Raw genomic sequence first — 26,495 nt, forward strand, 5'->3', positions numbered from 1 at the left:
GTCGAAGACCATCCGCCGGACGTGGCCGGGGAAGAGCGTCGCATAGACCGCACCGAAGTACGTCCCGTACACACCCCTACCCCGGAGGACCGTCACCGGCAGCCGAACAGCCCCGCGCAGCGGCAATCAGCTCGCCGCAGGCGCAACGGCGACAAACCCCCACGGCGGGAAAGCCGAAAACGTGCGCGGCAGGCCAAGCGCAGCGGAAGGGCGTCACGGCGGCATCGCCGGATGGGTCCCAATCAATACGATCCCCGCGACGACCGCCGCGATCCCGGACACCTCCCAGGCCAGCGCCGCGGGGGTGACCTGCAGCCGGTCGCCGAGGAAACCCACCCCGCAGGCGATCCCGGCCAGCGGCTGGGCGGCGGTCAGTGCGGGCAGCGACAGCCGCAGCGGCGCAGACTCGAAGGCGCTCTGCACCATCACCAGTGCCAGCACCCCGAGGACGAGGATCGCGTACGGCTGCCAGCTGGTCAGCAGTGCCGGCCAGCCGCCCTTCTCGTAGTGGTCACCGCTGATCCGGGTCAGCGCGTCCTGCAGGCCGTAGACCAGTCCGGCCGCGATGCCCAGCAGCGCGGCCTCCAGGCTCACATGCACCCGCTCCCGCTTGGCGACGGCCGCCAGCAGCAGGGCGGTGCCCAGGACCATCCCCATGATCAGCCACTGCCACAGATGATCGGGGCTCCTGGTCCCGCCCTGCGGACGGCCGGCCACGACGAAGGCGGTCACCCCGCCCGCCAGCAGCCACAGCCCGGCCCAGCCGGTGCGGCCGAGCCGCTGCCGGGTCAGCCGCCTGGACAGCGCCATCGCGAACAGCAGATTGGTCGCCAGCAAGGGCTCCACGAGAGTGATGTCACCCATCCCGAGCGCCACCGCGCCCAGCGCCATCCCCAGCACCATCAGACCGATACCGGCCACCCACACCGGCATCCGCACGAGATCGAGCAGCAGACGCAGCGAGAGGTAGTCCTTCATCGGTGCGTACTGGGCCGCGGCCTGCTGGAGCACGAAGCCCGACCCCAGACAGCAGGCCGCACCAAGGGCGAGCAGTATCACCGTCACGTCGCACACCTCGTATCGCGCGTGGGCGGGGGATGCGGCTGGGAACAGCCATCCGGCACCGGGCGCGGGGTGGCCCAGGTCACCCCTCATTCTCCCGCGCGCTCCCGTGTCCCGCCGGGTGCCTTCGCGTACCGCGCGGTAACCGAACGGTTGACGCGGCCGTCGGGTGCGCTGAGGATCGATCACCACGGCGGCGGGTGCGTGCCGGCGTGCCCCGGTGAGGAGATGCAGAGATGGCGTACGACGCTGATGTGATCGTGATCGGAGCGGGGCTCGCGGGGCTGGCGGCCACCGCGGAGCTGGTGGACGCCGGACGCAAGGTGATCCTGCTCGACCAGGAGCCGGAGCAGTCCCTCGGCGGACAGGCGCACTGGTCCTTCGGCGGCCTCTTCCTGGTGGACTCGCCCGAGCAGCGCCGGCTGCGGATCCGCGACAGCCGGGCGCTGGCCTGGCAGGACTGGCTGGGCACCGCCGGTTTCGACCGGACGGAGGACCACTGGCCACGCAAGTGGGCCGAGGCGTACGTCGACTTCGCGGCCGGGGAGAAGCGCTCCTGGCTGCACCGGCAGGGCGTACGGTTCTTCCCCGTCGTCGGCTGGGCCGAGCGCGGCGGCTATGCCGCGACCGGGCACGGCAACTCCGTCCCCCGCTTCCACATCACCTGGGGCACCGGGCCCGGCCTGGTCGCGCCGTTCGAGCGACGGGTGCGGGCCGGGGCCGCCCGCGGCCTGGTGGAGCTGCGCTTCCGGCACCGCGTCACCGGGCTCTCGCGCAGCGCGGGCAGCGTGGACACGGTCAGCGGGGAGATCCTGGAGCCCTCGGACGCCGAGCGCGGCACGCCCAGCAGCCGCGAGGTGACCGGTGCCTTCGAACTCAGGGCGCAGGCCGTGATCGTCACCTCGGGCGGTATCGGCGGCAACCACGAGCTGGTGCGCGCCAACTGGCCCGAGCGGCTGGGCACGCCTCCGCGGCGGATGCTCTCCGGGGTGCCGGCGCACGTGGACGGCAAGATGCTGGGCATCGCCGAGGCGGCCGGCGGCCGGATCATCAACCGCGACCGGATGTGGCACTACACCGAGGGCATCGACAACTGGAACCCGATCTGGCCGAAGCACGGCATCCGGATCCTGTCCGGCCCGTCCCCGCTGTGGCTGGACGCCCGCGGGAAGCGGCTGCCGGTGCCGCTGTTCCCCGGCTTCGACACCCTCGGCACGCTCGAACACATCATGCGGACGGGGTACGACCACACCTGGTTCGTGCTCACCCAGAAGATCATCGAGAAGGAGTTCACCCTCTCCGGATCCGAGCAGAACCCCGACCTGACCGGCAAGAGCATCCGCGAGGTGCTGGGCCGCGCCCGTTCCGGCGCGCCGGGCCCGGTGCGGGCGTTCATGGACCACGGCGCGGACTTCGTCGTCGAGTGCTCGCTGACCGATCTCGTACGGCGGATGAACGCGCTGACCGAGGAGCCGCTCATCGACGAGGCCGCGCTGCGCGACGAGATCGTGGCCCGCGACCGCGAGATCACCAACTCCTTCACCAAGGACCTCCAGGTGACCGCCATGCGCGGGGCCCGCAAGTACCTCGGCGACCGGCTGATCCGCACCGCGGCCCCGCACCGGCTGCTCGACCCCAAGGCCGGCCCGCTGATCGCCGTACGGCTCAGCATCCTCACCCGCAAGACGCTCGGCGGCCTGGAGACCGACCTCTCCTCGCGGGTGCTGGCCGACGGCGGCGCCCCCCTTCCCGGTGTCTACGCGGCGGGCGAGGCGGCCGGATTCGGCGGTGGCGGGGTGCACGGCTACCGCTCGCTGGAGGGCACCTTCCTCGGCGGCTGCCTCTTCTCCGGCCGTACGGCGGGACGGGCGGCGGCCAGGGCGGTGGCCTGAGGGGAGGGGGAGGGAACGGGCGCGATTCCGGCGGGTGGCGGCCCAATTCGGTTGTCCGGAAGGGATATTGGCGGATCCGGCCATTCCCCTTCCCGCCTTGACGCGGAGCTCTGCGTAGCGCTTTGCTGTGCGTGATGACTGGTGCGGACCAGTCCGTCACCCTCTGCACAGGCGCGCGCAGGCCCGGCTCCCCCACCGAGGACAACGGTGCGGTGCCCGGCCCGCACGGCGCGCCATGGAGCCCCTTGACCCGTGACTTCGTTTCCCCCTACGCCGCCGCCGGCCGTGCGACGCGCCCGCTGCCCGGACGCCCCGGTCCTCGCCCCGGCCCTGGACGACACCCAACTGGCCATCGCCGCCGAGGCGCTGGCGCTCGGCCAGTGGGCCCGGGTGCGGACCCTGCTCGCCGAGACCGGCGCGGACTGGGACCGGCGCGGGCACCGGCTGGCGGTCCTGGCGAGCTGCCCCGGCAGCGCCGCCTGGGCCGGCGACTGGCAGCTCGCCGAGCCCGGCAGCGGTGACGCCGCGACGCTCCTGGCGTTCGCCACCGTACGGCTCGCCCTGCGCGGCGAGGCCGGTACCGGCGCGGCCGCCGAGGCCTGTGCGGCCGCCGCCCGGATGGTGCCCGACGACCCCACCCCCTGGCTCGGCGCGCTGATCCTCGCCCGCCGTACCGGCACCCCCGACGCCCGCGCCCACGCCTTCCGGCAGGTGCGGGCCCGCCACCCCGACCACCACCACGCACACCACCTGATGGCGGCCTGCCTGGCCGAGCAGCAGCCGGGCCGCCCCGACGACCCGCGGCACCCGGCCAACGCCTTCGCCGCCCGCGCCGCGGCCCGCGCCCCCGCCGACTCCCCGCTCGCCCTGCTCCCCGTCGTCGCGCACGCCGAGCGCTACCGGGTACGGGCCGCCGCGGGCCTGGAGCCCCCCGACCCCGCGGACTCCGGCCACTGGTCCACCCGCCGGGCCCACAAGCTCCTGCAGGCCGCCTTCGACTGGTGGCTGGAGTGGGAGGGCGAGGATCATCCGCGCGGCAAGGTCGACCTCAACTTCCTTGCCCATGCGATGTTCCACGAGGGCAAGAGGGCCAAGGCCGCCGCCCTCTTCCAGCGCATCGGCCCCCATCTGACGCGCGCTCCGTGGTCGTACGGGGGCCGCGATGCGGAGGGGGCGTTCCGGGCCGCGGTGCGGGCCTGCGCCCGGGGTGAGCCCACGGTGCCGGGCGCCCGGCCGCAGGGGGTTTCCGGCCGTGACCCCTCGGACGGGCCGTAGGGGCGGTTCGCCGTCGCCGCGGCAGGCGGCATACGGTCAGATCTGTTCCCGCACCCGCCGCGACACCGTGATCGCGTACAGATCGAGGACGCCCGGCGGCTCCGCCAGGCCCGGCCCGCCGGCGCGTATCCAGGCGGCGATGTCCGCGAGTGCGTCGTCGTCGTTGACCAGGCCCAGCCAGACCGGGCGACCGCCCGCCGCGCGCCCCTCGGCCGACGGCTGGACCACGATCACATTCGCCTGGTCGCAGACGTCCAGGCACTCGGAGGCCCGTACCGGCGCCGCGCCGTCCAGCGCCGCCCGGAGCCGGGGGATCTGCCCGGCGTGGTCGACGCCCGGGATCTTGGCCGCATCGCCGCAGCAGCAGCCACGGCAGACGGTGACCCGGCACGGGGCCGCGGTCGCCGCCCGGCCGGCACGCTTGTTGATCATCCGGCTCATGCTACGTGGGGGCGGCGGAGCTCCCCGCGCCGCCTCCCCCTCGGCGGGCCGGGGCGGAGTGACGCCGGGTCACGGTGCGACGCCGAGTCACGGTGCGATGCCGGAATCACGGTGCGACGCCGGGATTAGTCATGTGCACGACTGGGATAGGAATCCCAGCATGTCCCTCACCGAGTCCCCTTCCCAGCCCGGCCCCGCGCCGGAGACCGAGATACCCGGCCCGGCCGGCCTCCCCGTGCTCGGCTCGCTGCTCGACCTGCGGAGCGACTCGCTCCGTACGTTTGCGAACGCCCGGCGCGAGCACGGTGGCGTGGTGCGCCTGCAGGCCGGCCCGCCCGGTCTGCGCAGTGTGTTCCACGCGGTCTTCGAACCCGAGGGCGTCCAGCAGATCCTCGCCTCCCAGGCCGCCAACTTCCGCAAGGACCACCCGCTCTACGAGGAGGTCCGGCAGTCCTTCGGCAACGGCCTGCTCACCAGCCAGGACGCCGACTACCTCCGGCAACGCCGGCTGGTGCAGCCGCTGTTCACCAAGCGCCGGGTCGACGGCTATGCCTCGGCGGTGACGACCGAGGCCGAGGCGCTCGTCGACCGCTGGCGGTCCGCGCGGACGGAGACCGTCGATCTGGTGCCCGAGATGAACCGGCTCGCATTGCGCACCGTTTCCCGGATCCTCTTCGGCCTGGACGCCGAGGAGGCCGTGGAGGCCATCCACCGGTGCGCCCCCGTCATCAACGCCTATGTCGTACAGCGCGGTTACCTGCCCGTGAAGATCCCGCGCGGGTGGCCCACCCCCGGCAACCTGCGGGCGCGGGCCGCCACCGACGAGCTGAACGCGCTGTGCGACCGCATCGTCGCGGACCGCCGGGCGGTGTCCGGCGCGGACGATGACGGGCAGGGGGACGATCTGCTCTCGCTCCTGGTCGCGGCCGGCAACGACGAGGACGGCTCGCTCGACGCGACCGAGGTCCGCGAACAGGTCCTGATCTTCCTGCTGGCCGGGCACGAGACCACCGCGACCTCCCTCGCCTTCACCCTGCACCTCCTCGCCCGGCACCCCGAGGAGCAGACGAAGGTCCGCGAGGAGATCGACCGCGTCCTGGCGGACCGCGTCCCGACCGCCGCCGACCTGGACCGGCTGCCGTATCTGACGCAGGCGCTCAAGGAGTCCATGCGGCTCTATCCGGCGGCGCCGGTCATCAGCCGCCGGGCCGTGACCGCCACCGAGCTCTGCGGTTTCCGCATTCCGGCCGGCGCCGATGTGGTCGTCGCCTCCTGGGTGACCCACCGCGACCCGGCGCTCTGGGAGGACCCGGAGCGCTTCGATCCGAGCCGCTTCGCCCCCGAGCGGGAGGCGGCCCGGCACCGCTATGCGTGGTTCCCCTTCGGCGGCGGCCCGCGCGCCTGTATCGGGCAGCACTTCTCGATGCTGGAGTCGGTGCTGGCACTGGCGACGCTGCTGCGCGGCTACGAACTCGACGCCGTGGACGAGGAGGTGCCGGTCGCCGCCGGTATCACCCTCCAGCCCACCGGCCCGGCCCGGGTGCGACTGCGTCCGCGCGACGGGGCGGGGGAGTAGCCCCCGGGGGCGCCGCCTGTCCCGCATCCGTCCGCCATCCCGCACTTCCACCTAACGCAACGAAAATAGCGTTTGCATTTCGGCGGCGTCCCCCGTAGTGTCTTTTCCGGTCCCATTGCCGCCGATTGGAGAAGGCCGTTGCTCGTCTGAGGTCCGCAGACACCGCGCCCGCGTATGCCCTGCATCGCGCGGCCCGTCCGTGACCTCGGAGTGCCCTACGGCGTACCCCGGCGCATCTCGGCGTTCCCGCGGTGTCTCCCTGCGCAAGCCCCCCGCTCATGCACCACGCGCACCCTGGAGACCTTTATGCATAAGCCGCCCACCGCCGCGTCCTTTGCGGCCCCCGCCTCCATCGTCTGCACCGGCCTCGGCTTCGCCTGGCCCGACGGCAGCCCCGTCCTGGAGGACTTCCAACTCGCCGTGGGCCCCGGCCGTACGGGCCTGATCGGCCTCAACGGGGCGGGAAAGTCCACCCTGTTGAAGCTGATCGCGGGCGAGCTGACCCCGACCGCGGGCAGCGTCAAGGCCGTCGGCGAGGTCGGATACCTCCCGCAGCACGCGCCGCTCGACACCCACCTCCGCGTCGACCAGGCGCTCGGCATCGCCGCGACCCGCGCCGCCCTGCACGCGATCGAGAACGGCGACGCGCGCGAGGAGCACTTCACCGCCGTCGGCGACGACTGGGACGTCGAGGAGCGCGCCCGTGCCACCCTCGACCAGCTCGGACTGCCCGGCCTCGACCTCGACCGCACCATCGGCGAGGTCTCCGGCGGCGAGTCCGTCCTGCTGCGGCTGGCCGCCCTGCTGCTGCGCCGCCCGGACGTCCTGCTGCTCGACGAGCCCACCAACAACCTCGACCGGGCGGCCCGGCAGCGGCTGTACGACGCGGTCTCCGGCTGGTCCGGGGTGCTCGTCGTGGTCAGCCACGACCGCGAACTCCTCCAGCTCGTCGACCGGATCGCCGACCTCCGCGGCGGCGAGGTCCACTGGTACGGCGGCAACTTCAGCGCGTACGAGGAGGCCCTGGCCGTCGAACAGGAGGCGGCCGAGCGCATGGTGCGGTCCGCCGAGGCCGACGTACAGCGCCAGAAGCGCGAACTGGCCGACGCCCACGTCAAGTTGGCCCGCCGGGTCCGCTACGGCAACAAGATGTACGCCAACAAGCGCGAACCGAAGATCGTCATGAACGCGCGCAAGAGGGAGGCCCAGGTATCCGCCGGCAAACACCGCATCATGCACACCGAACGCCTCAAGGAGGCACAAGAGCGCCTCGACGAGGCCGCCGAGGCGGTCCGCGACGACGACGAGATCCGCATCGACCTGCCGCACACCGCCGTGCCGCCGGGCCGCACCGTGCTCACCCTGCACGCCCTGCGGACCCGCTACGGCGCCCGCGCCGACCTGGAGGTGCGCGGCCCCGAACGGATCGCGCTGACCGGCCGCAACGGCTCCGGCAAGACCACCTTGCTGCGCACCCTCGCCGGCGAGGTCCCACCGGAGGAGGGAACGGCCGAGGCCCATGTCCCCCACCGTTTCCTCCCGCAGCGCCTGGACGTCCTGGACGACACCCTGACCGTCGCCGAGAACGTCGCGCGGTTCGCCCCGGACGTCACCAACAACCGCATCCGCGCCCGGCTCGCCCGCTTCCTGTTCAAGGGCGCCCGCGCCGACCAGCAGGCCGGCACGCTCTCCGGCGGCGAACGCTTCCGGGCCTCGCTCGCCGCCCTGATGCTGGCCGAGCCGGCCCCGCAGCTGCTGCTGCTCGACGAGCCGACGAACAACCTCGACATGGCGTCGGTCCGCCGGCTGGTCACGGCCCTGGAGTCCTACGAGGGCGCCCTCCTGGTCGTCAGCCACGATCTGCCGTTCCTGAGGGAGCTGGGCATCACGCGGTGGCTCACCCTGGAGGACGGTGAACTGGCCGACGGCGAACCGCTGTAGGCGAGCCCGTCGGACAGGCCCTGTCGGACAGGCCCTAGAAGTGCTGCAGCAATTCGCTGAACGCGGAGAGCTGCAGCACTTTCGCGTCCGCCGGATCGAGGTCGCCGTGCTCCAGTACCCAGGTGTGGTCGTTCGGGATGAACACCGCGTTGAGACCGGCCGAACGGGCGGGCAGGATGTCCGACTTGGGGGAGTTCCCGATCATCCAGGCGGAGTCCGGCGCGAAGTCGTAGGCGCGGGTCAGCTCCTCGTAGGTGGCGACGTTCTTCTCCGCCACGATGTGCACCGCCCGGAAGTGCCCGGTCAGCCCGGACGCCGCCACCTTCCGCTGCTGCTCCTCCGTGTCCCCCTTGGTCAGCAGCAGCAGCTCATGCCGCCGTGCCAGCTCGGCCAGCGTCTCGGCCACCCCGGGAATCAGCTCCACACGGTCCCCCGCGAAGGCCGCCGCCCACCCCGAGATCCGCGCCGACTCCTCGGCGGTGGCGGCCCGGCCCCGCAGCCGTGCCACACACTCCCCGAGGCTGTGCAGAAACACCCTGCTGCCGTATCCGAGGGTCGGCGCGTTCGCCGCCTCGATCCCGTCGAGCACCGCCCGCACCCCCGCACGGTCGAGTTCGGGGTGGACCATCCAGTCCAGGAACTCGTCGATGACCCGCTCGAAGATCACGTTGTTCTCCCACAGCGTGTCATCGGCATCGAAGATCAGCATCCGCCGGCCGGCCCTTCTTCCAGTGAACAGATCCGCGCACCGTACGCAGGTCCGGCGCCGGCCCGCACCGCAATTACAGGGCAGCGGGCGGCCCGGGACCGGCCGGACGCCTCACCACCACCGCAGGTACGACAGCAGCCGCAGCAGCTCCAAGTAGAGCCAGACCATCGTCATCGCGAGTCCGAAGGCCACGTACCAGGCCCACCGGTGCGAGGCACCGGACCGCAGAAAGCGGTTGGCGGTCTCGAAGTCCACCAGGAAGAAGAAGGACGCGGCGCCGATCGCCACCGCACTGACGGCGATCGCCAGGAGGCCGCCGTCCCGCAGCCCGAGGTCCGCGCCGAACACCAGCGACGCCACCATGTCCGCCACGACCAGCGCCAGCAGCCCGATCGCCGTACCGGCCGCCCAGCGCGTCGCCTTCGCGCTGACCCGTACGGCGCGGGTGGCGTACGCGGCCAGTGTGCCGGCGAAGATGCAGCCGGTGCCGATGACGGCCTGGCTGCCGACGCCCGGGTGCAGTGCGTCGAAGAACCGGGTCGCCTCCCCGAGAACGATCCCCTGCACGGCCGCGAACAGCAGGGCCAGCGCGGCGCTGGGCCGGGGCCGGACGGCCAGGAAGATGCCGATGCCCAGCCCGGCGAGCAGGGCCGGCAGGGCCAGGAACCCGAGCTCCAGGAACACGGTCACAAGGGCGCTCGCCGCCAGGACGGCGAGGACGGCCAGGGTCTTGACGACGATGTCGTCGAGCGTGATCGGACGGTCCGGGGCGGCCGGTGCGGCGCCGCCGGACGGCTTCGTCCCGGCCGGGGTGACCGCGCCGTCCAGCGTCAGCAGGTTACGGATCGCGGGGTTGCTTGTCGTGGGCACCGGCCCTCCCGGAGAGATCGGATCGTACGCATCTGGATCGCTCAACTCCTTGTGCAGCAAGCATAGTTGGCGTGTCCGGCAGCGGGCGGGTCCCGCTCACTCCACTTCCACGACCCGCCGGGTGCCGGGAACGCTCTCCCGCAGCGCCCGGACCACCTCCGGCACCGCAGGGAACACGCTGTCCCCGCCGGGCGGCGGCCCGTACGGCAGCGCCGTCCCCAGGTGGTCGCGCCAGGGCGCGGGCACGGCGATCGGCTGGCGGATGCCGGTGAGCACCACGCACTGCACCGCCTCGGTGCCGTAGCGGTGCAGCGCCGAACGCAGCCGGCCGGGCAGCCCGAGACGCTGCGGCACCGCGGTGTTGAGCAGCCGCTCGCCCAGGCTGTCGCCCTGCGCGGCGAGGTCGCTGCCGCGCAGCTGGTGGATGCTGTCGCGGAGGGCGGGGTAGTGCTCCGGCAGCACGCCGCGGCAGCGCAGTACGAGCAGGGGGTGCGACTGCCCCTCCACCTCGCAGGCGATGTCGAACGACATCCGCCGCTTCAGGAAGCCGTAGCGGACCTCGTTGATCACCTGCAAAGACGCCTCGGGCTTCGGCCTGCCGGTCTCCGGGGGCGGCTGGCTGTACAGGCCCGTGAGCTGTTCGCTGACCGTCACCGACCCGGCGAACAGCCGCCGCATCCCCACGGCCACCGCATGGTGCTCGTACAGCTCCAGCCATGCCGGCAGCCGGCGCACACTGGTCAGGTCCGGCGCCAGGCGCGCCGCCTCCTCCGCGTGCTCCAGCGCATCGCCGCGCAACTGCTCGCTGAGCAGGCCGATCCGCCGGCGCAGCTCGATCAGCGCCAGCGCGTCGAACTGCGCCGCCCGGTCCGCTTCCTGCCGCCCGCCGACGCCCTCCAGCACACCGGCGAGGATCTGGGTGGGGCCGGCGTCGGCGGACCAGTCGCGGCGCCGGGCCAGTTCCGTGAGCCGGTCCAGCGCGTACGGGGTCAGCCAGGCGCGGCTCTCCACGAAACCGCCCCAGTCACGGGACTCCAGCCCGTGCCGGGCGGCGAGCCGCGGCAGCCGGGCCAGCAGCGCCAGCAGCAGCAACTCGGCGTCGTCGACGCCGTCCTGATGGTGCCCGGTCTCGCGCAGCGCCTGGGCGAGCTGGTGGGAGTCGAAGAGCGTCGCGAAGACATCGGACTCCGGGCACTGCAGGATCTCCGCCAGCAGCGGCTGCGCGGTCGGCCCGACCAGCAGATGCAGATGCCGCCCGGTGAACGTGGCCGGCAGCTCGGGCGGGGTGAACGCGGCGTGGATCCGCGCCGCCAGCTCCGCCAGCCGGCTCTCCGCCTCGCTGAACCGCCCGATCCGGTGCAGCAGATCATGCGCGGCGAAGTTGCCCAGCGCCTCCTCGACGGCCGCCATGGCCCGCTCCGAGGTCCGCACCATCCACACGACGTACAGCTCGTTGTCCATCGCTCACCTCCCCGCGACCCGGCCGTAGCGCGGCGGTTCCTGCCCGGAGAGGACCTCGAACAGCTCCTCGGCCGCACCCCGCGACCCCCCGACGTACGGCCCCACAAGAATCTCCTCCAGCGCCCGGCCCAGCTTCGCCAGCGCCGCGTCGACGGCCTCCTGGTGCTCGCCGAGCTCCTCGCCGGCCTCGTCCAGCTGCCGGGCCAGCCGGGCGTTCTCCACCGCCCGCCGGAAGAGCCACACCGCGTACTCCCGCTCGGCGCTCACCTTGTTCAGCGGATCCCCCTTGCAGCTGGCCCGCGCCCGCGGCAGGCCCTGGAACAGCCGCCGGATGCCCTTGTCCAGCCCGGCCTCCGGGAGGGCCTCCAGCCAGCCCGCGGTGAACTCCTCGTCGGCGCTGCCCGCCTCGTCCAGCGCCCGCAGCGCGGTGTCCGGCAGACCGGGCATCTGATGGCCCAGCAGCCCGGGGATGTCGCGGGCCTCCAGCCGTGCGGCGCGGCACTCCACGATCGCCCGCAGCAGCCACGCCCGCGCCTGCCACCGGGGCTCGCCGCGGACGTCGTCCAGACACTCACGGGCGGTGAGGAACGCCTCGGTGCGCATCGCCAGCAGCGCCCGTTCCATCCCCTCGCCGACCGAGGTGTGCCGCTCCGCGGTCCGCAGCGCCGCCTCGATGTCGTCGGCCTCGGCCGCGGTGGGCTCGGACGGCTGCAGGGCCTCGATCATCCGGCGGGCCACACCGTACGGCTGGGCCCGCAGCGCCTCGATGAAGCGGCGGCCGAACTCCTCCTCGACATGGGGCTGTTCGGCCAGCCGGGCCAGTTCGTCCCAGAGCGTCTGCGCGGTGGGGCCGGTGGTGTCGGACGGCGCGGGCTCGGCGTGGTCGGTGGCATCGCGTACCACCACCACGGCCCGCTCGGCATCGGCGAGCACCGCGGACCGGGCGGTGTCCACCAGCGTGTACGGATGGACGAACAGCAGCGCCGGGTCCTCGGCGGTCGGCGGCAGATAGCGGCTGATCAGCACCGTGTGCGGGGTGAACACGTCCGACGGCGCGATGCCCTGCGCCCGCAGCGCGCACCGCCACTCGAACCACAGCATCGGCGCGACGTCCTTGCGCCAGGCGAGGAAGGCCCGTTCGGTGGCGGGAGACTCGTCGGGCGTCACCCCCCGCAGCGCGGCATCCAGGAACCGCCCGGCGGCCACCTGCCGCGCCGGCGCATGCGGCCGGTGCACCGCCGTCTCCAGCTGCTCCACCAGCTCACCCCTGCGCCGGGCCCACTTCTCCCGCATCGTGATCAGCTGCGGCACATTGACCTGGTAGTACTGCTCGGTCTCCCGCTCCTCGGGTTCGGTCAGCCGGATCGTGCGGCCGGTCGGCTCGTCGAACCGCTCCACCAGCAGCACCGTCGCCGGCCACAGCGCCCGCCGCTCCTCCGGGCTCGCCCCCTCGAACGCCGCCAGATCGGCCCTCAGCTGCTTGATCTCGGCCTCCAGCTGGTCCAGGCGCAGCCGCGCGTCCATGGTCAGCCGCTGCGACAGCACCCGCTGATGGGCCTGCTCGACACCGATGTACGCATCCGTGGTGAACAGGTCCGGGCTGAACTCCAGCCCCACGGTGGCGCCGTGCCCCCGCACCGTCCGCAGATACGGCTGAAGCGACACCAGCCCCGTATCCCGCGGGCCGTCCGTCGCACGCGGCGCCCGCAGCAGCGCCTGCTCCGTCTCGGCCGCCGCCCGCTCGGCGAGCGCCCGCATCCCCTGCGCGTACGCCACCAGCTCCCCGTACGCGATGTCGGCGACCTCCACCAGGCTCGTCTCGTGCGCCAGCGACCGCAGCAGGCCGACGAAGTCGCGCAGCGCGCCACGGGCCGTCGAGGACGAGCCGTCCGCCACCGTCACCGACCGCGCGCGGAAGACCGACGGCAGATCGAGCGAGGGCTGGGTGCCGGACAGTCCGGCCGTGACCCTGATCAGCCCGACGCCGAGATGGTCCCCGACGAAGTCCCCGCTCTCCGGATCACTGAGGCCGTTGACCCGCAGACAGGTGGTCAGCGCCGCCTGCACCACCTGCTGCCGAATCTCCGGGATGCCCGACCCGACCACCAGCACCTCGACGGGGCCCTGTTCGTCCCCCGCCACCCAGGCCCGCAGCAGCGACGACGGCAGCGCCGCGCGCACCTGCGGCGCAAGCGCCGCCTTCGGCCCCCAGGCCGGCGCCGCGGGGAACAGCGGCCCGCAGTCGGCCGACTCCCGGGCCCGCCGGGCACACCGCGCCACCGGACCGTCGTCGGCCCCGCTCTCCGCTGCGGGGACGTGCAGCCCCAGTGCCCGGGCGTGCAGCACCAGCGCCAGATCGTCCTCGGTGTCACCGAACAGCGGCTCATCCGGGCACTGCTGGAGCCAGTACTGCCACACCCTGCTCACCAGCTGCTTCGGCACGGCCGGCCGGCTCTCCCGGAACCGCTGTTTGACCTGCTCCGCCTCGCCCGCCGTCCAGGTGTGCGGCAGGCGCCTGAGCACCTCGTCGACGCCGTCCCCCCGCATCGGACCCCCTCCTCGTCACACCTCGCCGGCACACCGGAATCCCACGTTCCCGCGGCACTCGGACGGTGACCGCGGCGACAGAGACTCCCGCAGACGCGCCACGGGAGTGTCGTAGGCACCCCCGCGCAGCACCGGTGCGCCCGTGCCGTCCACGCAGATGTCCCAGACGTTACCGAGCAGGTCCCCGATGTTGTACGGATTCACCGCGAATTCCCCGACCGGCGCCAACTCCCCAAGACTGCCACGGAAGTTGACCCGCCCCGCCGCGATGTCCTCGCGCCACCACTCCCCGGTCCGCCCGGCCCGCGCCGCCAGCTCCCACTCGTCCGCCGTGGGCAGCCGCAGTGCCGTCCCCAGCCGCCGCCCCGCCCAGGCCGCATAGGCGCGGGCGGCATGGGCACTCACCGCGACGACCGGGTGCCCGCCGCGCCCCGCCGGGAACTCCAGGCCGCACCAGCCCCGCAGATAGTTGTCGTCGACGTATGCCCCCGCCGCCCGCGCGGCCGCCGGCCGCCAGCGCTCGTTCGCCGGATCGCACAGGAACGCCCGGAACTGCGCATGGGTCACGGGGTACCGTCCCAGCCGCACCGCCACCGGCCCGGCGGGCGGCACGGCCACCAGCCCCGGCGGCGACGGCGGCCGCCGCCCGGACGGCACCGGCACGGCCACCCGCGCCGGCCGGACACCGCCGCGCGCCGCCCGGTCCGCGCCCCGGGCCGCGCCCCGCTCCGGCGCCCCCTCGCCGTCCGCCGGCCGGCTGGGCGCGCCGGCCGCACGCACGGCGCGATTGCGGAACAGGCAGATCCGCCCGGCCAGATCGCTGTTGCTCTGCCGGGGCAGCGGCCGCCCCTTCGCCAGCAGCGCCTGCGTCACCCCCTCGAAGAGCGCCGTCATGCTCAGCAGCGCAGGACCGTCCGGCACCCCGGACTCGACGAGGCCGATCAGCTCGCCGGTGAACGCGGTGTACCTCTCGCCCGGTACGGCCAGCGCCTGGCGCGTCGCCGCGGTGGCCGTCAGCACGAACGCACCGTGCACGGCGGCCGCGGGCGCGAGGTCACCGGTGTGCATACCGCCCAGCGCCAGTCCGCTCCAGCAGCAGTCCAGCACGACCACCTTGCGCCGGGCCGCCGGACGCCCGCCGGACGGGGACAGCAGGATCTCCCGCAGCTCCTCGTAGCGCACCGCGGTGTGCGGCCGGTCCGGGTCCGACTCCGGCAGCGTGAGATGCAGCTCCCCGGACAGCGGGTGCACCAGGCCGTGCCCGGCGTAGTACAGCACCACGGTGTCCGTGGCCTCGGCGGCCGCGTCGTACAGCGCGTTCAGCATCGCCTGACGGGTCGGCTGCCGCAGCACACTGCACCGCTCCCCGGCCAGCCCCCACGCCCCGGTGTCGCACAGCAGCTCACGCAACCGCCCGAGGTTGTTGCGCACCGCCGGGAGGTCCTCCAGCGCCCCGTGCTCATACGTGTCCGTACCGATCAGCACGGCGCGCGACCGGGCCGGATCGGACAGCTGCCAGGCGGACACGCTAATCCCGCGGCCCGGCTGGGACCACCGGCGCGCCGGGCCCCTCCTCGCCCCCGGCAGTCGGCGCGGCGCCCTCGCCCCGACCGACCGCGATCCCGTCCCGGTCCCTCCCGATCCGTACGCGCACCGCCGCCCCCGCTGCCGTCACTCGTCCCTGAGCCGCAGCATAAGTGGCACCCGTCACGCAGGTCTCAGGATCAGGACAACGGCCGCGCATCCCATGCCGCGAGCCGCAGCCCGCTCTCGAACCGCCGCTCCCGGCCGTCCACCGGATCCCTGAACTCCAGCGCCTTCGACAGCAGTTGCAGCGGCGCGGCGAAGTCCTCCGGCCCGGCGTCCCCCGCGGCGGCGGGACGGTCCGAGGGGCCCGGATGGAGCGGATCGTTGAGGATCGGCAGCCCGAGGCCGTTCATGTGCACCCGCAGCTGATGGGTGCGTCCGGTCTCCGGCAGCAGCCGGTAGCGCCCGAGCCCGCCGCGCCGCCCGACCAGCTCCACCCGGCTGACCGCGTTGACCTCACCGGCCACCTCCCGGGCGGCCGGCACCCCGCGCTCCTTCACGATCCGGCTGCGCACCGTCACCGGCAGCGCGACCCGCTCGTCGTACGGCGCCACCGCCTCGTACTCCTTGCGCACCCGGCGCCCGCCGAACAGCCCCTGGTACGCCCCCCGGTCCTCGGGCCGTACGACGAACAGCGCCAGCCCCGCCGTCAGCCGGTCGAGCCGGTGGGCGGGCTGCAGTGCGGGCAGCGCGAGATCGCGCCGCAGCCGCGCCAGAGCGGTCTCGGTGATGTGCCGCCCGCGCGGCGTGGTGGCGAGGAAGTGCGGCTTGTCGGCGACCACGATCCGCTCGTCCTGATGGACGATCCGCACCGCGAACGGCACCGGCACCTCCGGCGCGAAGTCCCGGTGGAACCACACATACCGCCCGGCCAGATACGGCTCGCCCCCGCTCAGCGCCCCGTCCACCCCGACGAACCGCCCCGCCGCCAGCATCTCCTCGACCCGCCCGGCCCCGATCGCGCCCCGGTACCGGTCCACCAGATGGTCCCGCACGGTCGCCCATGCGCCGTCCGGGTCGGCGGGCAGCCGAACCCGCACGGGATCGATCCCCGCACGCTGGGGGAGCGGGGCGGGCGGAACGGGAGATCTGCGTCTCATGGGGCAAGGAAACCTCGGCTCGGGCGGTGCTCCCACATCGCACCGCACAGAAACGACCAGCGCCCGCCTGGCCGGAGCCGGGGCGGGCGCTGATCTGCAAAGTGTCCGAGGGGGGACTTGAACCCCCACGCCCGATAAAGGGCACTAGCACCTCAAGCTAGCGCGTCTGCCATTCCGCCACCCGGACAAGGTGTCTGTCGTTGCGGCCCTGGGCCGTTCCGACGTGGAAAACAATAGCAAACCTTCGGGGGTGGTCGATCACCCGCGCTGCCGGCCGGGCCCGGGCCCGGGCCTGTGACCAGCGCATGTCGGGAGTATTGCGGCCTTGGGCGCAGGGGGCGCCGGGTGGAGGATGGCGGTGGACCCCGCCGCGGAGCGCGCTCCTCGGGGCGCACGACGCGGCCGTGAATCATGAGGAGGCAGTGTGACTGAGCCGAAGCCGGCCAGTGCGGTCACCGGTGAGGACGAGGTGGTCGACCTGTGCCGGGATCTGATCAGGATCGACACCAGCAACTACGGCGACCACTCGGGCCCGGGTGAGCGGGCCGCCGCCGAGTACGTCGCGGAGAAGCTCGCCGAGGTCGGCCTCGAACCGCGGATCTTCGAGTCGCACAAGGGCCGCGCCTCGACCGTCGCCCGGATCGAGGGCGAGGACCGCTCGCGGCCCGCGCTGCTGATCCACGGGCACACGGACGTGGTGCCCGCCAACGCCGACGACTGGACCCATCACCCGTTCTCGGGGGAGATCGCGGACGGCTGCGTCTGGGGACGCGGCGCGGTCGACATGAAGGACATGGACGCGATGACGCTGGCCGTCGTCCGTGACCGGCTGCGCACCGGGCGTAAACCGCCGCGGGACATCGTGCTGGCCTTCCTCGCGGACGAGGAGGCCGGGGGTACGTACGGCGCGCGCTACCTCGTCGACCACCACCCGGAGCTCTTCGAGGGCGTGACGGAGGCGATCAGCGAGGTCGGCGGCTTCTCCTTCACGGTCAACGAGCAGCTGCGGCTGTACCTCATCGAGACGGCCCAGAAGGGCATGCACTGGATGAAGCTGACCGTGGACGGGTCGGCCGGGCACGGTTCGATGATCCACAAGGACAACGCGATCACCGAACTGTCGGAAGCCGTCGGGCGGTTGGGCCGCCATGAGTTCCCCGTCCGGGTGACCAAGACGCTGCGGTCCTTCCTGGACCAGCTCGGGGACGCGCTGGGCACCGAGCTCGACCCGGAGAACATGGACGACACCCTCGCCAAGCTCGGCGGTATCGCCAAGCTGATCGGCGCGTCGCTCCGGAACACCGCGAACCCGACGCAGCTGGGGGCCGGTTACAAGGTCAATGTGATCCCGGGCCAGGCCACGGCGCATGTCGACGGGCGCTTCCTGCCCGGTTACGAGGAGGAGTTCCTGGCCGATCTGGACCGGATCCTGGGGCCGCGGGTCAAGCGCGAGGACGTACACGCGGACAAGGCGCTGGAGACGACGTTCGACGGTGCGCTGGTGGACGCGATGCAGTCGGCGCTGCAGGCCGAGGACCCGATCGCGCGGGCCGTGCCGTACATGCTCTCCGCCGGTACGGACGCCAAGTCGTTCGACGACCTGGGGATCCGCGGGTTCGGCTTCGCGCCGCTGAAGCTGCCGCCGGAGCTGGACTTCGCCGGGATGTTCCACGGCGTGGACGAGCGGGTGCCGGTGGACGGGCTGAAGTTCGGGGTGCGGGTGCTCGACAGGTTCATCGACCAGAGCTGAAACCGGAGTTGAAGCTGCGTACGACGCGAATTACCTGCCGTTCGCGCCGACTTCGCTGAAAAGAGTGAATGTGCTGATGTGTTCGTAGCTTCAACGGCCTTTTCCTCGTTGTAGGCAGTGCGGTCCGCGGCTGGGACCGCATTGCCTACAAGGAGGAACAATGATCAAGAGGATCGCTGCCGCCGCGGCGGCCGCCGGTGGCCTGGTGCTCGCCGGTGCGGGCCTCGCTGTTGCGGACGCGGGTGCCCAGGGTGCCGCCGTGAACTCGCCCGGCGTCGTTTCCGGCAACAACGTCCAGGTGCCGGTTCATGTCCCGGTGAACGCCTGCGGCAACACGATCTCCGTGGTCGGGCTGCTGAACCCCACGTTCGGCAACTACTGCGTCAACAAGTGAACTTCTGACGCTCTGCGACGTCGTATCTGCACCCGTAAGGGTCCAATTCAGCTTGGCTCCGGAATGCCTGCCATGCATTCCGGAGCCTCTGGGTATTTCGATGGGCGAGTGGATCTCTCGTGGAACTCTCGGGATCTCCATGGGCAGCGCCGCTCGCACGCATTCCTGTAAGGCACTAGGCAGGGGAACACACCTATGAGACAGGTCGCACGCAAGGGCCTGATCACCATGGCAGCGGCCGGCGGCGTACTCGCCGCGGCCGCCGGCTACGCGCACGCGGATGCGGGAGCCGACGGCGCCGCGGTCAACTCGCCCGGTATCGCCTCCGGCAACAACGTCCAGGCACCGGTCGACGTACCGGTGAACATCTGCGGCAACACGGTCAATGTCGTCGGGGTGCTCAACCCCACGTTCGGCAACCACTGCGCCAACGGCGGCGGCAAGCACCACGGCGGACACCACGGCCACGGCGGACACCACGGCGGGGCGAGCGCCTCCGGCCGGACCGCCGACTCGCCCGGTATCGCCTCCGGCAACAACGTCCAGGTGCCGGTCGACGCACCGGTGAACGTCTGCGGCAACAGCGTCGATGTCGTCGGGGTGCTGAGCCCGACCCACGACAACGACTGCGCCAACGGGGCGCCCAACGGCCCGCACCGTCCGCACCACCCGGGCAAGCCCCACCACCCCGGGAACCCGGAGCACCCGGGCCAGGAGGGGAACGAGGGACACCCGCACCACCCGGGACACCCGCATCACCCGGGCAAGCCCGAGCACCCGGGTAAGCCCGGGAACCCGGGCGGGGCCGAGAAGCCGGGCGGTTCCGAGAAGCCGGCGCACGGGCAGCGCCCCGGGGCCCCGGGCAAGGAAGCCCCGGGAGCGGGGCCCACATCGCACGGCCGGACCGCGACGGCGGCCCGGCCCAGCGAGCAGCTCGCGCAGACCGGCGCCGGCGCCCTGGGCTACGCGCTGCCCGCCAGCGCGGGGCTGCTGCTGGGAGGCGCGGTGCTGTACCGCAAGGCACGCAAGAGCGCGGGCTGATGGCGGTGCGCGGACGGCGCACCGTGCGGAAGAACGCGTGTCGATGATCGTGTGCACCGTCCGCCGCTGACCGGCTGCGGACGGTGGCGCGTACACCACGGAGCGGGCCCCGTCCGGACGGGGCCCGCTCTGCTGTGTTCACCCGCCGGCGGCAGTCACCACGTGGCGCGGAGCTGGCGGATGATCCGGCGGCGCAGCCGCACCCTGCGGCTCCCGTCCGGATTCAGGCGCAGTCGGTCCAACTCCCAGTGTCCGTACTCGGCATGGTCGGTCAGCAGGCGTGTGGTGGCCTTCCGGGAGACTCCCCGGGGGACATACACATCGCAGAATTCGTATTCCGGCATCGCATCTATTGTGCGGGACCGGCCCCGGTACGGATAGCGTCTGCACTATGTCTGATGCTGCGCAGCCTTCCGCTGCCGAGGTACGTGCCGCCGCCGAGGCGGTCAAAGCCGCGCTGGACCGTCACCTCGACGCGGTCGAACGCCGCTCGGGGCCGGACGATCCGGCTGTCTACGCCGCGTTCGACGAGCTCGCCGCGGCGGCTGAGGTCTATGACGAGCTGCTCTACGACACCTACGACGAGGTCACCCCCTTCGAGATCCCCGGGAGCGACGCCCTGCCCGCCTACGCGGGTCCCGAGGAGCCGAGCGCGCTGAGCGTGCTGATCCGACGCGACTACACGGTCGCCGAACCGCAGCGGCTGCTCCATCAGGCACAACGCGTCGCCGATCTCGATCCGGACGCCGCCGACGACGCCGCCGGCAAGCGGCCCGATGCCGCCGCGGTCGTCGGCAGCAGTGTGCATGCGGCGCTCGGTGTGCTGTTCGGGGAGTTCGAACCGGACGAGATCGCCTCCCGGCACAAGGAGTTCGGCCTGGAGGAGGGGGACTCCACGCTGTGGGTGGCGGCCGCCGACGATCCGGCCGAGCCGGGGGAGTGGCTGTCCGCGCCGTTCGATCAGGCGGACCCGCAGCGGGTGGTGTGCCGCTTCGACGTCAGCGCGGTCTTCGACGAGGAACTGGGCGACGACCTGCTGGAGCCGCTGGACCACGAACGGTGAGGGCGAGCGGGGCCGCACCCGGCCCCGCCGGCGCCGCGCTCCGGGTGCGCCGCTGATCGCTGTGCGCCGCTGCCCCGGTCCGTCGGCGGACATCCGCCGAGGGGCCGGGGCAGTGGTGTGAGCGGGGTGTGGTGTGCGGTACGGGCTCAGCCGTCCACCGGCTCGTCCCCGGTGGTCTGCGCGCTCTGCAGCTGGAGCAGCGCACGCAGCCGGGTGGTGCGCTCCTTGACGGGGACCTCGGCGACCGCGCGGGGCAGGGCCTGGTCGGCGCCCTGGACGACCGACAGATGCCGTTCGCCGCGGCTGAAGGCCGTGTAGACCCAGGCCCGGGTCAGACCGCCGGCCGCGTCACCGGGGAGCACGACCACCGCGGCCGGCCAGCGCGTCCCGGCCGCCTGATGGGCGGTGAGCGCCCAGCCGTGGCGTACGGCTCCGGCGCCGACCTGCTCGCGCGGCACCACGACCGCGGAGCCCTCGCAGTCGAGACGCAGGCCCGCGGCGTCCGCGCCGGTGACCGTGCCGGGCACCGTACGACCGGGCGCCGGGGCGTAGGCCACGCGGTCGCCGGGGTCGAAGCCGCCGAACCGGCCGGGGCCGGGATTGAGCCGTTCCTTGAGCGCGGCGTTCAGCGCGCGGGTGCCGGCCGCGCCGCCGTGGCCGACCGTGATGACCTGGGTCTGCTCCGCGGGGACACCGAGCGCCCGGGGGACCGAGTCGGCGACCAGCTGGACGGTGCGGTGCACCGCCTCGCCGGCGTCCCGCACCGGGACGATCACCACCTCCTTGCCGGGGGCCTCGACCTGGCTCAGCTCGCCGATGCCGATGCCCGACACCAGCTCGCCGATCGGGCCGAAGTCCGGTGTGCGGGAGGCGACCTGGGGGCAGAAGCGGGCCGCGAGGAGGTCGGCGAAGAGACGTCCGGGGCCGGCCGACCACAGGACGCCGGGGTCGCCGCTGAGGACGAGGCGGGTGCCGTCGGTCAGCGACTCGACGAGCAGCGCGGCGGTCTCCAGATCCAGCTGCGGGGCGTCCAGCACGACCAGCAGATCGAGCGCGAGGGCGCCGTCCGCGTCCCGGCCGGGGCCCTGCTGCCCGGACAGCAGACCGGACACGGTCACCGCCGCCGCGGCCGGATCCGCGCCGTCGGCGGTGTCCGGCGCGCTCTCGGCGAGGTGGGCGGCCAGGCGCCGGCGGCCGTTCTCGGTGTGGGTGGCGCCGAAGGCCCGCAGGCCCAGCGCGCGGGCCGCGGAGATCAGCGCGGCGGGCTCGGCGCGGGCGGCCTCCGCGCCGGTGTGCGCCACCAGGCCGCTGTGCGCGGCGGCGCGGATCAGCTCGGCGGCCGACGGCGAGGGGGTGGCGGCCGCCGCGGCCTCCCAGGCGGCGGGGGAGGGGCGCACGGTCTCCTCGGCCACCGGCTCCTCGCCGTCGGCCTCGGAGGCGCTCGCCGTCTGCTCGTCCGCGTCGTCCGCGCCGTCCGTGTCGGTCTCCGCGGCCGCCTCGTCGCCGGGTGTCCCGGCGCCGTCCTCGTCCTCCGACGCGCCCTGTTCCGGGGCCGTGACCGGCTCGAACGTGTTGAGGAGCCGTGCCAGGCCGTCGGCGACGCTCTCCTCGGCCATCGCGAAACGGTCCAGGCCGAGCAGGATCCGGACCGGCTGCTCCGCCTCCTCGTCGTCCGCCGCGGGCCGCGCCCGGCCCGGCTCCTCGACGGCGTCCTGGAAGACCAGCACCGCGCCCTCCGCGATGGCGGTCTGCAGGGCCTCGTCGGGGTCGGGCACCGAGCGCTGGGCGAGCGCCGCCCGCAGCGCGGCGGCCTCCAGGGCGGAGTGCCCCGCGAGGGCGGCCTGCTCCAGCAGCCAGCCGACCAGGGCCTGTGCGCGCCGCTCGTCGCCGGGCCCGGCCGCGGCACCGAGCAGCGCCCGCGCGAATCCGTCGGCCTGCTCGGGGCGCACCCCGGGCACACCGAGCAGCTGCCAGGGGTCCTCGCTCAGCGCCTCGGCGGCCCGCTCCCCCAGCACCTCGGCGGCCTTCTCCGCCAGCGCCTCCGGGGCGCCGCCCGCGGCGAGGACCTGCCGTACGCCGTCGAGGCCCGGGGAGGTGGGACGGGGCGCGGACGCCGGGGCGGCGGGCGCCGCCGCTCCGCCGGGGACGGGAGCGCCGGGGTCCCCGGGGGCGGTACGGGCCAAAGCCGCGGCCTCCTGCGCGGCGCGCGGGCGCGTCACCTCCTGGGCCCGGGCCGCCGGTGCGGCCTGGGGGGCGGGGCCGCCGGTGGCCGTGGTGCCCTGGGGCGGTCCGGCGGCGGGGGCGGCCGGCCGGGCGGGACGCGGGGCGGTGAAGAACGAGGCGGCCGAACGCTCGCCGCTCTCCACGGCCCGCACCGCCGCCGCCAGCGCCGCCGCGGTCGTCTTGCCCGGCGAGGCCGCCTTGCCCGGCGGGGCCGCCGGGGCCTGCTGCGCCTCCTCGCCCGGGGCCGCCGCGCCGTCGGGCTCCGGGGCATCCGCGGTCCCGGCCGCGCCCTCCTGCTCGGGCGGGGTTTCGCCGGCGAGGCGGTCGGTACTCACAGCGTGCTCCAGTCGTGATCGGGGTAGTGGTGCACCGGAGCCGACACATCGTCCAGCGCCCGGCGGATCTCGTCAGGAAGACTAAGGGTCTCCACTGACAATGCCGCTCTGAGCTGCAGCGCCGTGCGGGCGCCGAGGACCGGCGCGGTCACGCCGGGCCGGTCGCGGACCCAGGAGAGCGCGACCTGGAGGGGGGTGACGGCCAGTCCGTCGGCGGCGGTGGCCACCGCGTCGACGACCCGGCTCGCCGTCTCGTCCAGATAGGGGGCGACGAACGGCGCCAGATGCTCCGAGGCCCCGCGTGAGTCGGCCGGGGTGGCATGGCGGTACTTGGCGGTCAGCACGCCGCGTCCGAGCGGCGAGGACGGCAGTACGCCGATGCCCAGGTCCAGCGCCGCCGGCAGCACCTCGCGCTCGATGCCGCGCTGCAGGAGGGAGTACTCCATCTGTGTGCTCGCCAGGCGGTTGCGTATGCCGGGTGCGGCGAGCTGCCAGGTGGCGGCCTTGGCGAGCTGCCAGCCCGAGAAGTTCGACAGCCCCACATAGCGCGCCCGGCCGCTGCTGACGGCGAGGTCGAGGGCCTGGAGGGTCTCCTCCAGCGGAGTGCGCGGATCGAAGGCGTGCAGTTGCCACAGGTCGACGTAGTCGGTGCCCAGCCGCTCCAGAGAGGCGTCGAGGGCGGCGAGGAGATGGCGCCGAGACCCGTCGACCCGGCGGTCCGGCTCCAGCACGCTGCCGGCCTTGGTGGCGATGACCAGGTCGCCGCGCGGGACGAGACCCTCCGTCAGCCGGCCCAGGAGGTGTTCGGCGCCGCCGTCGGCGTAGATGTCGGCGGTGTCCACGAGGGTGCCGCCGGCCTCCCAGAACGCCTTGAGCTGCTCGGCGGCTTCCTGCTCGTCGGTGTCGCGGGCCCAGTTCAGCGTGCCGAGCCCCAGCCGGGACACACGAAGACCCGTTCGGCCGAGGTGCCTTTGCTCCATGGGCCTGAGGTTACTGGCCCCGGCTCGGGATCAGGGGACCTGTGGACAACCTGCCGGTGACGCCCGGCCGGGGTGCGCGCTACAGTCCCCGGAACAGCGACGTTACTGATCGGTAAGGGGAGCGGCATGAGGCTTGGCATCAACCTCGGCTACTGGGGCGCCGGGATGGACTCCGACAATCTCGCGGTGGCACAGGAGGCCGACCGCCTCGGCTACTCCGTCTGCTGGGCCGCCGAGGCGTACGGCTCGGACGCCGCCACGGTGCTCTCCTGGGTCGCCGCCCAGACCGAGCGGATCGACATCGGCTCGGCGATCTTCCAGATCCCGGCGCGCACGCCCGCGATGACCGCGATGACGGCGGCCACCCTGGACTCCCTCTCCGGCGGCCGGTTCCGGCTGGGCCTCGGCGTCTCGGGGCCGCAGGTCTCCGAGGGCTGGTACGGCGTCAAGTTCGACAAGCCGCTGGCGCGCACCCGCGAGTACGTCGACATCGTCCGCAAGGCCATGACGCGCGAGCGGCTCTCCTACGAGGGCGAGCACTGGACGCTCCCGCTGCCCGGCGGCCCCGGCAAGCCGCTCAAGCTCACCGTCCACCCGCAGCGCGAGCACATCCCGCTCTACGTCGCCGCGATCGGCCCGAAGAACCTCCAGCAGACCGGCGAGATCGCCGACGGCGCACTGCTGATCTTCCCGTCCGCCGAGCACCTGGAGGAGACCGCGGTCGCCCACCTCCGGGCGGGCCGCGAGAAGGCCGGCAAGACGATGGACGGCTTCGACGTGTGCCCGACCCTGCCGCTGGCCGTGGGCGCGGACAAGGACGTCAGCGCGCTGGCCGACATGTTCCGCCCGTACACCGCCCTGTACGTCGGCGGCATGGGCAGCCGTCAGCAGAACTTCTACAACAAGCTCGCCCAGCGCATGGGTTACGAGAAGGAAGCCGCCGAGATCCAGGACAAGTACCTGTCCGGCGACAAGGACGGCGCCGCCGCCGCGATCCCTGAGCGGCTGATCGACCAGACCACGCTGCTCGGCTCCGTCGAGCGGATCGCCGAGCGGATGCAGGCCTACGCGGCGGCCGGGGTGACGACGCTGACGCTGGCCCCGGCGGGCTTCAGCCGGGAGGACCGGCTGGCCTCGCTGCGGGCCGGGATCGAGGCCCTGGAGCGCGCCGGGCTGGCGTAGCCGCCCGCCCGGGAACCCGCCGCACAGCGGGCCCGGCGCCGAAAGCGCCGGGCCCGGGAGCGCCGCGGCCGTGGTGGGGGCTCGGGGGGTCTTCCCCGCCACGGCCGGCATGCTGCCCAACGCGGCGACGGGCGCCCTGGTTACGCCCCGCCACCGCGCCGCTGTCCCCCGAACGGCCCAATGGGCGACCGTTCCTGTTGCCACGCCCGGTACGCCCGACTTGACTGGTCCCTTACGGGTGTGTCCGTTCGGAGGTGGCGCTGATGCTCTCGGCCCGAAGCCTGTTCCAGGAGATCGTGGACAACGACGACGCCTACCGCCTGTTCTGTTCCATCGCGGCGAGCGGCGAGGCCCAGGGCGGCTGGGAGAACGGCCGGATCGCCACGCTGCTGCCCGCGTCGATGCGGCACCTGGCACCCAAGGTCACCCGGCACGGCGCCGACGAGGACAAGCACGGCCGGATATTCCTCGCCCTGCTGCGCAAGCGGGGGATGACCCCCGGCGAGGTCCCCGAGGAGACCGACTACACCATGCTCCTGGAGCGCCAGGGCATCGGTCTGGCGCACGACAAGCTGCGCCGCGACGAGCCGCTCACCGAACTCGACGTGATCACCTACCTCGCGCACAGCCGCGTCACCGAGCAGCGCGCCGCCGGCCAGATGGAGCTGCTCAGCAAGCACTTCGGGGACCATCCCGACCTGGGCAGGGCGGTCCGGATGATCTCCCACGACGAGGACAACCACCTGGCCTACTGCCACGAGGAGCTGCTGCGGCTGGCACACGCCGGGCACGGCCGGGCCATCCAGCGGGCCCTGCACGAATGCGCCCGGGCCGAGGCCGCCGTCTACCGGGACGTCAGCCTGGCCGTGATGGCCCACATGGGCCGCATCCTGCACTGGCCGGCGGCGAAGTCCGCGGCGCTCGCCGCCGGCATCCGGGCGGTGTACGGCTTCGAGCGGCTGGTCGGCTGGCGGCGGATGGTCACCCTCCGGATGCCCGAGCGGCGCGACGCGCTGGGCGGCCCGGCCGGCTCCGCCCCGGAGTTCGCATAGCCATCGTGCGGCCG

21 protein-coding genes and 1 tRNA gene are annotated in these 26,495 nt (G+C 73.5%); 10 read left to right on the forward strand and 12 right to left on the reverse strand.

Annotation, left to right across the window (positions count from 1 at the left end):
* Positions 1-213 precede the first annotated feature (213 nt).
* A complete protein-coding gene (locus ACWD6P_RS30025) occupies positions 214-1,065 on the reverse strand; it encodes a DMT family transporter (protein WP_451447318.1) in 852 nt (283 codons plus the stop codon).
* 233 nt (positions 1,066-1,298) lie between these two features.
* Between ACWD6P_RS30025 and ACWD6P_RS30030 the strand changes: the two genes are divergently transcribed.
* Both ACWD6P_RS30030 and ACWD6P_RS30035 read left to right on the forward strand, forming a co-directional pair.
* Complete coding sequence (locus ACWD6P_RS30030) at positions 1,299-2,954, forward strand: FAD-binding dehydrogenase (protein WP_451447319.1); 1,656 nt, start codon at positions 1,299-1,301, stop codon at positions 2,952-2,954.
* A 252-nt stretch (positions 2,955-3,206) separates the two neighbouring features.
* The gene (locus tag ACWD6P_RS30035) at positions 3,207-4,229 is read left to right on the forward strand and encodes a hypothetical protein (protein WP_451447320.1); all 1,023 of its coding nucleotides are present in this window, start codon (positions 3,207-3,209) and stop codon (positions 4,227-4,229) included.
* 36 nt (positions 4,230-4,265) lie between these two features.
* On the opposite strand, the gene ACWD6P_RS30040 is transcribed toward ACWD6P_RS30035, so the two are convergent.
* Complete coding sequence (locus tag ACWD6P_RS30040) at positions 4,266-4,670, reverse strand: (2Fe-2S) ferredoxin domain-containing protein (protein ID WP_451447321.1); 405 nt, start codon at positions 4,668-4,670, stop codon at positions 4,266-4,268.
* A gap of 160 nt (positions 4,671-4,830) precedes the next feature.
* Between ACWD6P_RS30040 and ACWD6P_RS30045 the strand changes: the two genes are divergently transcribed.
* Entirely contained in the window at positions 4,831-6,246 is a 1,416-nt protein-coding gene (locus ACWD6P_RS30045) for a cytochrome P450 (RefSeq protein ID WP_451447322.1), read from the forward strand.
* A gap of 306 nt (positions 6,247-6,552) precedes the next feature.
* Positions 6,553-8,187 carry an ABC-F family ATP-binding cassette domain-containing protein gene (locus ACWD6P_RS30050; RefSeq protein ID WP_451447323.1) on the forward strand — a complete coding sequence of 545 codons (1,635 nt, stop codon included), beginning with the start codon at positions 6,553-6,555 and terminating at the stop codon, positions 8,185-8,187.
* A 34-nt stretch (positions 8,188-8,221) separates the two neighbouring features.
* Here ACWD6P_RS30050 and ACWD6P_RS30055 read toward each other — a convergent pair whose 3' ends face one another.
* The 7 genes from ACWD6P_RS30055 to ACWD6P_RS30085 form a co-directional block, all read right to left on the reverse strand.
* Positions 8,222-8,896, reverse strand: a complete 675-nt coding sequence (locus tag ACWD6P_RS30055; RefSeq protein WP_451447324.1) for an HAD family hydrolase — start codon at positions 8,894-8,896, stop codon at positions 8,222-8,224.
* Positions 8,897-9,007: 111 nt separating this feature from the next.
* Positions 9,008-9,766, reverse strand: a complete 759-nt coding sequence (locus ACWD6P_RS30060) for a Bax inhibitor-1/YccA family membrane protein (protein ID WP_451447325.1) — start codon at positions 9,764-9,766, stop codon at positions 9,008-9,010.
* A gap of 96 nt (positions 9,767-9,862) precedes the next feature.
* Complete coding sequence (locus ACWD6P_RS30065; RefSeq protein ID WP_451447326.1) at positions 9,863-11,227, reverse strand: hypothetical protein; 1,365 nt, start codon at positions 11,225-11,227, stop codon at positions 9,863-9,865.
* Between the two features lie 3 nt (positions 11,228-11,230).
* Positions 11,231-13,774, reverse strand: a complete 2,544-nt coding sequence (locus ACWD6P_RS30070) for a hypothetical protein (protein ID WP_451447327.1) — start codon at positions 13,772-13,774, stop codon at positions 11,231-11,233.
* A 15-nt stretch (positions 13,775-13,789) separates the two neighbouring features.
* On the reverse strand, positions 13,790-15,301 hold the full coding sequence (locus tag ACWD6P_RS30075) for a caspase, EACC1-associated type (protein WP_451447328.1): 1,512 nt from the start codon (positions 15,299-15,301) through the stop codon (positions 13,790-13,792).
* 197 nt (positions 15,302-15,498) lie between these two features.
* Positions 15,499-16,461, reverse strand: coding sequence for a pseudouridine synthase (locus ACWD6P_RS30080; RefSeq protein ID WP_451447329.1), 963 nt, complete (start codon positions 16,459-16,461; stop codon positions 15,499-15,501).
* 102 nt (positions 16,462-16,563) lie between these two features.
* Positions 16,564-16,648: transfer RNA gene (locus ACWD6P_RS30085), tRNA-Leu, on the reverse strand.
* Positions 16,649-16,885: 237 nt separating this feature from the next.
* Between ACWD6P_RS30085 and ACWD6P_RS30090 the strand changes: the two genes are divergently transcribed.
* The 3 genes from ACWD6P_RS30090 to ACWD6P_RS30100 all read left to right on the forward strand — a co-directional run bounded on the left by ACWD6P_RS30090 (position 16,886) and on the right by ACWD6P_RS30100 (position 19,646).
* On the forward strand, positions 16,886-18,211 hold the full coding sequence (locus ACWD6P_RS30090) for a M20/M25/M40 family metallo-hydrolase (RefSeq protein ID WP_451447330.1): 1,326 nt from the start codon (positions 16,886-16,888) through the stop codon (positions 18,209-18,211).
* A 160-nt stretch (positions 18,212-18,371) separates the two neighbouring features.
* Positions 18,372-18,605, forward strand: a complete 234-nt coding sequence (locus ACWD6P_RS30095; protein WP_451447331.1) for a chaplin — start codon at positions 18,372-18,374, stop codon at positions 18,603-18,605.
* A 195-nt stretch (positions 18,606-18,800) separates the two neighbouring features.
* Positions 18,801-19,646: a chaplin family protein gene (locus tag ACWD6P_RS30100; RefSeq protein ID WP_451447332.1), complete on the forward strand. Its 846-nt coding sequence runs from the start codon at positions 18,801-18,803 to the stop codon at positions 19,644-19,646.
* 155 nt (positions 19,647-19,801) lie between these two features.
* Here ACWD6P_RS30100 and ACWD6P_RS30105 read toward each other — a convergent pair whose 3' ends face one another.
* Entirely contained in the window at positions 19,802-19,990 is a 189-nt protein-coding gene (locus tag ACWD6P_RS30105) for a DUF5703 family protein (protein WP_014059547.1), read from the reverse strand.
* Positions 19,991-20,037: 47 nt separating this feature from the next.
* Between ACWD6P_RS30105 and ACWD6P_RS30110 the strand changes: the two genes are divergently transcribed.
* Positions 20,038-20,709: a hypothetical protein gene (locus ACWD6P_RS30110; RefSeq protein WP_451447333.1), complete on the forward strand. Its 672-nt coding sequence runs from the start codon at positions 20,038-20,040 to the stop codon at positions 20,707-20,709.
* 146 nt (positions 20,710-20,855) lie between these two features.
* Here the strand turns inward: ACWD6P_RS30110 and ACWD6P_RS30115 are convergent, their stop codons facing one another.
* Positions 20,856-23,267, reverse strand: a complete 2,412-nt coding sequence (locus ACWD6P_RS30115) for a helix-hairpin-helix domain-containing protein (RefSeq protein ID WP_451447334.1) — start codon at positions 23,265-23,267, stop codon at positions 20,856-20,858.
* Positions 23,264-24,247: an aldo/keto reductase gene (locus tag ACWD6P_RS30120; protein WP_451447335.1), complete on the reverse strand. Its 984-nt coding sequence runs from the start codon at positions 24,245-24,247 to the stop codon at positions 23,264-23,266. Before ACWD6P_RS30120 ends, ACWD6P_RS30115 begins: the two co-directional genes overlap by 4 nt.
* Positions 24,248-24,373: 126 nt before the next feature.
* Between ACWD6P_RS30120 and ACWD6P_RS30125 the strand changes: the two genes are divergently transcribed.
* Together ACWD6P_RS30125 and ACWD6P_RS30130 are read left to right on the forward strand one after the other, a co-directional pair.
* Positions 24,374-25,429 (forward strand): LLM class F420-dependent oxidoreductase, encoded by a 1,056-nt coding sequence (locus ACWD6P_RS30125; RefSeq protein ID WP_451447336.1) that lies wholly within the window; start codon positions 24,374-24,376, stop codon positions 25,427-25,429.
* A 263-nt stretch (positions 25,430-25,692) separates the two neighbouring features.
* On the forward strand, positions 25,693-26,481 hold the full coding sequence (locus ACWD6P_RS30130) for a ferritin-like domain-containing protein (protein ID WP_451447337.1): 789 nt from the start codon (positions 25,693-25,695) through the stop codon (positions 26,479-26,481).
* The last annotated feature ends 14 nt before the right edge of the window (positions 26,482-26,495 follow it).

This window comes from Streptomyces sp. NPDC002446, from assembly GCF_053595675.1.